We start from the raw sequence: 1,793 nt of genomic DNA, 5'->3' as shown, positions 1-1,793 counted from the left end.
CCGGCCATTCCCAATTTGGGGGTTGCGGGCGGGTTTACTTTCCAGCTTCAGGATCGGGGGGTGAACGATTTCAACCTCTTGGAGCAGACGGCCAACACCCTGTTTTTTGTGGGCAACTCGCCGCCCCCGCCGGGCCAACCCCCCTTGGGCTTGCGGATTAACCCGCCCACCTTCAACGCCAATTCGCCGCAGCTAGAAGTACAGGTGGATCGGGAGATGGCCCAGTTGTTGGGGATCCCTCTGTTGGATGTCTTCGGCACGCTGCAGACGCTGCTGGGGGGCACCTACGTCAATGATTTCGACCTGTTCAACCGCAACTACCGGGTCTATGTGCAGGCGGATCAAGCATTCCGAGGTAACCCGGAAAGCATCGGCCAGTTCTACGTGCGGGGTGGGCAGGGGCAGCTCTTGCCGTTGAGCACCCTGGTTCAGGTGGAGGAGACCACCAGCCCGGCCATCATCAACCACTTCAACCTCTTCCGCTCGGTGGAAATTCAGGGCAGCGCCCTGCCGGGCTTTAGCTCAGGGCAAGCGATTCGGGCTATGGAAACTCTAGCCGCCCAGTTGTTGCCGCAGGGGTTTGGCTTCGAGTGGTCGGGCCTGTCGCTGGAAGAAATCGAGTCGGGAGGACAGGCGCCGCTGATCTTTGCTTTGGGCTCGGTGTTCGTCTTCCTGGTGCTGGCGGCGCAATTTGAGAGCTATGTGGATCCCTTGATCATTTTGTTGGCGGTGCCGCTGGCGGTTCTTGGGGCTCTTTTGGCGCAACTGCTGCGGGGCTTGACCAACGACGTCTTCTGCCAAGTCGGGTTGGTGATGTTGATCGGGCTGGCCAGCAAAAACTCCATCTTGATTGTGGAGTTTGCCAACCAGTTGGTTGCCCAAGGGATCCCCCTGGTTAAGGCTGCAGTGCAGGCGGCAGAGACCCGCTTCCGCGCGATTCTCATGACGGCCTTGAGCACCATACTTGGCATTTTCCCGCTGGCAGTGGCCAGCGGGGCCGGGGCCGCCAGCCGTCAGTCTCTGGGCACGGCGGTGATCGGCGGCATGTTCGTCTCGACAATGCTCAGTTTGCTGGTGGTGCCGGTGCTCTATGTCGTGATCAAGGGGATCCAGGTGCGAATTTTGGGGGGATCCCCTTCACCTGTGGATCTGGCGCATTTGCCGCCGCCGGAGGATCCCAAAGAGGTGCTGCCTGGTGGCGACAGCGTTGGGTAGCAAGAGGGATCTGCTTGCTTCTTCTCTTCTGGCGGAAAAGCGAGTGGGGGAAGGGGGCACCTTTCATCCACCGCAGGCCCTGTCCTCGAGCAGTTCGAGCTCGGCTCCGCCGGGCATTTTTTCCCAGAACTGAGCCAGGTGTTGCAGGCCCACAAAGCCCAACTGCCAGAGGATCAAGGCTAGAGGGCCGTGCTGCTGCCGTTGGATCTTCAGGGCCAAAGCCAGTTGTTTGGGCTTGAGGAGCTGCTGCTGGGCAGCAAACTGGCAGAACTGTCGATCCCATTGGCTGAGGGCCTGTAAATCCGGCAGGGTCGGTTCCATAGGTTTGGCTGGGCAGGAAACCCATCGAATTGAATATTGAATCTCGAGGCTCGGGATCCCCAGTGGAGATCCTGCGGATCCCTTGCAACAGGTTTCTTCCAGGGTACGTGAGCGCCCAGGCATCCCCAAGGCCAGTTCGGGCAGAGAGCACTGAGCTTTGTCGCAAAGCTGGCTTATAGATCCTGGCAGGACGGTCTATCCCCAGGGGTCGTCGTCGAAGGGACTATCTGACCAATAGCCACTCTGCTGGGATGGGG

2 protein-coding genes are annotated in these 1,793 nt (G+C 59.9%); one reads left to right on the top strand and one right to left on the bottom strand.

Features of this window, described 5'->3' with window-relative positions; translation table 11 throughout:
* Nucleotides 1-1,215 (top strand): efflux RND transporter permease subunit (locus NW837_RS14625; protein ID WP_414332301.1); only part of this gene is annotated, 1,215 nt, incomplete at its 5' end.
* A gap of 63 nt (nt 1,216-1,278) precedes the next feature.
* Here NW837_RS14625 and NW837_RS14620 read toward each other — a convergent pair.
* The gene (locus tag NW837_RS14620) at nt 1,279-1,536 is read right to left on the bottom strand and encodes a DUF2949 domain-containing protein (protein WP_414332300.1); all 258 of its coding nucleotides are present in this window, start codon (nt 1,534-1,536) and stop codon (nt 1,279-1,281) included.
* Nucleotides 1,537-1,793: the final 257 nt, after the last annotated feature.

It is taken from the genome of Synechococcus sp. R6-10, assembly GCF_047461815.1.
Classification (GTDB): domain Bacteria; phylum Cyanobacteriota; class Cyanobacteriia; order Thermostichales; family Thermostichaceae; genus Thermostichus.
The sequence above is the reverse complement of the archived record's forward strand: the minus strand, read 5'-3'. Positions and strand labels throughout refer to the sequence as shown.

Bases quoted from the DNA above. Each gene is read 5' to 3' on its own strand.
- NW837_RS14620 (WP_414332300.1), bottom strand. From the start codon at position 1,536: ATGGAACCGACCCTGCCGGATTTACAGGCCCTCAGCCAATGGGATCGA.